Raw genomic sequence first — 5,423 nt, forward strand, 5'->3', positions numbered from 1 at the left:
GGTCTCGGCGCGCTGGTGCTGTTCGCTGCGTACAGTGAGGATCTCAAATTCTTCATCGCCAACGCGGCCAAATATCCGTACTTCCAGGGGGTAATCCCTGACTTCTCGCTGACCAATCCGTTTGTCGTCGTTGGCCTGCTATTTGGTGGCTTGTTGCCGTATCTGTTCGGCGCGATGGGCATGACCGCGGTAGGCCGCGCGGCTTCCGCGATCGTGGAAGAAGTGCGCCGTCAGTTCCGTGAGAAGCCGGGCATCATGCAGGGCACCGACAAGCCCGACTACAAAAAGGCCGTCGACCTGCTGACCAAGGCGGCGATCAAGGAAATGATCATTCCATCGCTGCTGCCGGTGCTGTCACCGGTGGTGGTGTATTTCCTGATCTACGCGATTGCTGGCGGCGGCGCGGCCGGCAAGTCGGCGGCGTTCTCGGCGGTCGGCGCGATGCTGCTCGGCGTCATCGTCACCGGCCTGTTCGTGGCGATCTCGATGACCTCGGGCGGCGGCGCCTGGGACAATGCCAAGAAGTACATCGAGGACGGCCATTATGGCGGCAAGGGCTCGGACGCCCACAAGGCCGCGGTGACCGGCGACACCGTCGGTGATCCCTACAAGGACACGGCGGGCCCGGCGGTCAACCCGATGATCAAGATCACCAACATCGTGGCGCTGCTGCTGCTGGCGATCCTGGCGCATTAAGGTGATGTTTTTGTAGGATGGGCAGAGCGGAGCGAAACCTATCGCCTCTCGTATTTTGGGGCGATGGGTTTCGCAAGAGCTCTACCCATCCCGCGGAACGCTCATAAAATGCGCTTAGGCTGAGGTGAGCTATTACTGCTTCTGAATGGAGCGGACATGACGCGATACCGACGAAATTTCCTTCGCGGTGGATGCTATTTCTTTACGGTTAATCTCGCCGATCGTAGGTCTTCACGATTGATCGATCACATCTCGGATCTGCGAGCAGCTTTTCGGTATACCCGCCAACGACATTCGTTCGAGATTGATGCGATGGTTGTATGGCCGGATCATCTCCACGCCATCTGGACGCTGCCGGAAGGTAACGCTGATTTTTCGACGAGATGGAGGTTGATCAAAAGTGCGTTCTCGCGCGCGCTGCCGTTGGCGGAGCAAAGATCGATCAGCCGTGATGCGAAAGGTGAGCGTCATATGGCAGCGGCGATTTTGGGAGCACACAATAAGGGATGAAACCGACTTCGAGCGCCACTTCAACGATGTTCACTTCAATCCCGTGAAGCACATGCATGTCAGTCGGGTTCGCGATTGGCCATAATCGTCATCTGCAAAAATGGTCAGGGAAGGAATCTATTCAGTCGACTGGGGCGGTTGCGTCTCCGATGGGGTTGGCGGATTTGGAGAGCGGTAATGCATTGTCATGGGTTTCGCTGCGCTCTACCCATCCTACGCACTGGCGCATTGAATTGGTGTTTTTGTAGGATGGGTAGAGCGGAGCGAAACCCATCGTCGCAGGAATTTGGGGTGATGGGTTTCGCGAGTCCAAGTGAAAAATCCCGCGACGGGTGTCGCGGGATTTTGAACATGGCCTGGTACCCGGTCGGCGCGTTAATTTGAAGAACCCTCCAACGCCTCCGGACAAGGAAGGCGAGCTCGGTTGAGCTCAGTTCACATCCATCTTCAGACCTTCCTTGTCGATGATGGTCTTGAACTTGGCGGTCTCGGCGTCGATGAAGGTCGCGAACTGCGCGGGGGTGCCGTAGTCGGATACGGCGCCCATCGTGGCGATGGTTTTCTGGATGTCGGCGCGCGCCAGCAGCACCTTGATCTCGCCGTTCAGCGAGTCCACCGCCGCTTGCGGCGTGCCTTTCGGATAGAACACGCCAAACCATGAGGAGACGTCGAACTTTGCCAGTTCCGGCGCGGTTTCGCGCATCGCCGGCACGTTCGGCGCCTGCGCGCTGCGCTCCGTCGTGGTTACCGCAAGCGCGTTCAGCTTGCCGTCGAGCACCTGCGGCAGCGACGGGTAGAGGTTGTCGAACAGGATCTGGATATCGCCGGCGAGCGCGGCCTGCAGCGCGGGTCCGGCGCCGCGGAACGGAACGTGCTGCATTTTCAGCCCGGTGAGCTGCAGCCACCACGCGCCGGTCAAATGCGGGCTCTGGCCGACACCGGACGAGCCGTAATTGAGCTTGTCAGGGTTGGCCTTGATATAGGCGATCAGCTCCGGGATGGTCTTGATCGGCACGCTGGGATGCGCGCAGACGATGTTGGGGATCCGGATCATGTTGCTGATCGGGATCAACTGCTCCGGCTTGTAGGGCAGGTTGCGGAAGATGCTGTAGGCGATCGCATTAGGACCGGGATTGCCGACCAGGATGGTGTGGCCGTCGCCCTTTGACCGCGCCACTTCGGCGGTGCCGATGGTGCCGCCGCCGCCGGAGCGGTTCTCGACCACGGCCGACTGGCCCCACGCCGTTTGCAGATGCGCGGCGAGCAGGCGCCCCATCACGTCGGTCGAGCCGCCGGCCGAGGCGGGGACGATGATACGGACGTTTTCGGTTGGGCGCCATTCGCCGGCGGCTCGGCTGGCGCGCGGCAGCAGGGATGTCGCGGATAACGCCGCGGTAGCCGACAGCAGGCCTCGGCGCGTGATCAGGCTTGTCATGGTCTCTTCCCTAAAAATTTTTGTCGTTATGATTTTGGTGTTGGACCAACGTAAGGCGCTGCCGCAAGGTCAGCAAGACGACCTTTGACGCAGGCGGCTGGTCAGCCCGACAAAACAAAAGCCCCGCGACATACGCCGCGGGGCTTGCTTCGGGATTTATGTCGCCGGGACTATCGGAAGCTGATCAGCTTGAACAGCGGCGTCAGATAGCTCATTTCCTGGCCGGAGGTCGGCGTGGTGCGGCTGATGAAGTCGAAGATCTTGCCGTCCTGCAGCCCATAATTGGCAAGCCGGTTAACTTTGCGATTCTTGTCGAAATAGATCGCGACGACGCGCTGGTCGGTGACCTTCTGCGGCATGAAGGCCACCGCGCGCTCGGCGCGCTGCGAGATATAATAGAACACTTCGCCTGATAGCGTGGCGACGGTGGAGGGCGTGCCCATGACGATCAGCACCTGGTCCTGGCTGGCGCCGATCGGAATCTGCTCCAGCGCGCCGATCGGCATGATGTAGCCCTTCTGGTATTGCTCGGCGCAGGCGCCCAGCGACAGGCAGATGGCGGCAACGGTCAGGGCGGCGCGGAGGTGGCGAAAGCCACGCCTTGGCCGGTGGCTGGCGTCGATATGGCTCGAAATTGTCATCGCGGCGCGGACCCCATCCTCTTGCATCGTGCGAGGCGTTGACGTACCGGGCAGAACCTCTGAATGCAACATCCGCGTGCCCATGGGGCCCGCCTGAGGAACTCAAGATGGTCTGGCCGTTCAATCACTTCCGGAAAACCCCGACGCCATTGCGCGGCACCATTGAGTCCATCTATGGCACCATCGTGGCGCAAGCGCGAGAACCGTTGTTTTATCGGGACTTAGCGGTGCCGGACACGGTTAACGGACGTTTCGACATGTTGCTGCTGCACCTGTGGATGGTGCTGCGGCATCTCGATGCCAAATCGGGCCTGTCGCAGGGTCTGTTCGACCATTTCTGCGGCGATCTCGATGACAATCTGCGCGAACTGGGCACCAGCGACCTTCGGGTGCCGAAGAAAATGCAGGAATTCGGCCGCGCCTTTTACGGCCGGGCCGCCGCCTATGATATGGCTCTCGGGGCAGGGCGGGAGCCGTTGGCGCTGGCGCTGTCGAAAAACATCTACAATGGTACGGAGCTCGCGCAGGCGCGGCGTCTGGCCGCCTATGTCGAGACGGCGAATTCCGACCTCGCCGCCCTTGATGCAACAACGCTGACAAGCGGTGCCTGGCGATTTCCGTCGGCCGCGACAACTTTGGTAACGACATGAGAAGACCCGAACGCCCAACCGACACCTCCAACCCCTGGAGCGTGCCGATCGCGGTGATCCAGATCCCGGAGACCGGGGTGGCACGCGACATCGAGGCCAATCCGCAGGAGCGGGAGGCGATGGCGAGCCTTGGCGGGCTGCTCGGCGTGGCCTCGGCCAGGGCCTCGCTGCTGGTCACCCCGATCAAGGGCGGCCATGTCCATGTCACCGGCCGCGTCTGGGGCCGCGTCGGGCAGACCTGCGTGGTGACACTGGACGCGATGGAAAGCGATTTCGACGAGGCGATCGACCTGATGTTCGCGCCGCCGTCGCAGATTCGCGAACTGGCCGAATCGGTCGATGAGGACATCGAGAGCGACGAGGAGACGCCGGATCCGCCGGAGCCAATCGAAAACGGCATCATCGACCTTGGCCGACTGGCCACCGACGCGCTTTATCTCGGGCTCAACCCCTATCCGCGCAAGCCGGACGCGGTATTCGAAGCGCCAGTTGAGGTCATCGACCCGAAAGAGCACCCTTTCGCGGTGCTGAAGGCGCTGAAGGAGGGCGCGGGCGCCACGAAGCCCAAGGGATGGACCGGCGGATCACGAGACGGCAGGGACGAAATGGAAGACTGAGCAAAGCGGGACAGCAGGGTGCCGCCGCTTTCTGATGACATCCCGCCTGTCCGGGGTGACCGCCGCCCGGTTCTGATTTCGGGCGTCGGCGACTGGCGAGATAATTACGCCGGGTCAAGATGTTGTGTCGGGTCACGGAAACGCTATTGTCCGGACTCGAACAGGGTTTATTTCGATACCTCCGCCGCTCGCCATCCACTGCGGTGAGCATCCGTTCGCGGCCCGATGCGTTCGGGGTCGCAAGAGACAGGTTTCCGGGACTTTCATGCCGAAAAAGGTTCGCATCGCGCTAGACGCCATGGGTGGCGATATTGGCGCATCGGTGGTCATTCCCGGCGCCGCCATTTCCCTGACCCGACACCCCGACAGTGAATTCCTGCTGTTCGGCGACAGCGTCCTGATCGACGCCGAACTGGCGAAGCATCCGGCGCTGAAGGCGGTTTCCCGGGTGATTCACACCGACGTCGCCGTCAGCATGCACGACAAGCCGAGCCAGGCGCTGCGCCGCGGCCGCCGAGTGTCGTCGATGTGGCAGGCCATCGAGGCGGTGAAGAAGGACGAAGCGGACGTCGCGGTATCCGCCGGCAATACCGGCGCGCTGATGGCGATGGCGCGGTTCTGCCTGCGCATGCTCGACGGCATCGAGCGCCCGGCGCTGGCGGCGATCTGGCCGACCACGCGCGGCGATTCGGTGGTGCTCGATCTCGGCGCCACCATTGGCGGCGATGCGCATCATCTGATGGCGCTGGCCGTGATGGGCAGCGCCATGGCGTCGGCGTTGTTCGATCTGGAGCGGCCGACCGTCGGCCTGCTCAACATCGGCGTCGAGGAGATCAAGGGCGGCGAGGAAATCCGCGAGGCGGCCGAATTGCTG

5 protein-coding genes and 2 pseudogenes are annotated in these 5,423 nt (G+C 62.0%); 5 read left to right on the forward strand and 2 right to left on the reverse strand.

Annotated features, from left to right (window positions below; translation table 11 throughout):
* On the forward strand, positions 1 to 696 hold a 696-nt coding region (locus tag Q0S16_RS09260), incomplete at its 5' end, for a sodium/proton-translocating pyrophosphatase (protein WP_295847389.1).
* Positions 697 to 852: 156 nt separating this feature from the next.
* A pseudogene (locus tag Q0S16_RS09265) lies at positions 853 to 1,384 on the forward strand (transposase).
* A 252-nt stretch (positions 1,385 to 1,636) separates the two neighbouring features.
* On the opposite strand, the gene Q0S16_RS09270 reads toward Q0S16_RS09265, so the two are convergent.
* Entirely contained in the window at positions 1,637 to 2,641 is a 1,005-nt protein-coding gene (locus Q0S16_RS09270; RefSeq protein WP_295847392.1) for a tripartite tricarboxylate transporter substrate binding protein, read from the reverse strand.
* Positions 2,642 to 2,811: 170 nt separating this feature from the next.
* Positions 2,812 to 3,282, reverse strand: coding sequence for an outer membrane protein assembly factor BamE (bamE, locus tag Q0S16_RS09275; RefSeq protein WP_295847393.1), 471 nt, complete (start codon positions 3,280 to 3,282; stop codon positions 2,812 to 2,814).
* 107 nt (positions 3,283 to 3,389) lie between these two features.
* On the opposite strand from bamE, the gene Q0S16_RS09280 reads away from it, so the two are divergent.
* The 3 genes and pseudogenes from Q0S16_RS09280 to Q0S16_RS09290 form a co-directional block, all read left to right on the forward strand.
* Positions 3,390 to 3,932: a ubiquinol-cytochrome C chaperone family protein gene (locus Q0S16_RS09280; RefSeq protein ID WP_295847395.1), complete on the forward strand. Its 543-nt coding sequence runs from the start codon at positions 3,390 to 3,392 to the stop codon at positions 3,930 to 3,932.
* On the forward strand, positions 3,929 to 4,549 hold the full coding sequence (locus Q0S16_RS09285) for a DUF177 domain-containing protein (protein WP_295847397.1): 621 nt from the start codon (positions 3,929 to 3,931) through the stop codon (positions 4,547 to 4,549). The genes Q0S16_RS09280 and Q0S16_RS09285 overlap by 4 nt, the downstream gene beginning before the upstream one ends.
* Positions 4,550 to 4,814: 265 nt before the next feature.
* Positions 4,815 to 5,423, forward strand: a pseudogene (locus Q0S16_RS09290) (phosphate acyltransferase); the annotation flags it as partial.

Source organism: Tardiphaga sp., assembly GCF_025356345.1.
In the GTDB taxonomy this organism is placed as follows: domain Bacteria; phylum Pseudomonadota; class Alphaproteobacteria; order Rhizobiales; family Xanthobacteraceae; genus Tardiphaga.

Bases quoted from the DNA above. Each gene is read 5' to 3' on its own strand.
- Q0S16_RS09270 (WP_295847392.1), bottom strand. From the start codon at position 2,641: ATGACAAGCCTGATCACGCGCCGAGGCCTGCTGTCGGCTACCGCGGCG.
- bamE (WP_295847393.1), bottom strand. From the start codon at position 3,282: ATGACAATTTCGAGCCATATCGACGCCAGCCACCGGCCAAGGCGTGGC.
- Q0S16_RS09280 (WP_295847395.1), top strand. From the start codon at position 3,390: ATGGTCTGGCCGTTCAATCACTTCCGGAAAACCCCGACGCCATTGCGC.
- Q0S16_RS09285 (WP_295847397.1), top strand. From the start codon at position 3,929: ATGAGAAGACCCGAACGCCCAACCGACACCTCCAACCCCTGGAGCGTG.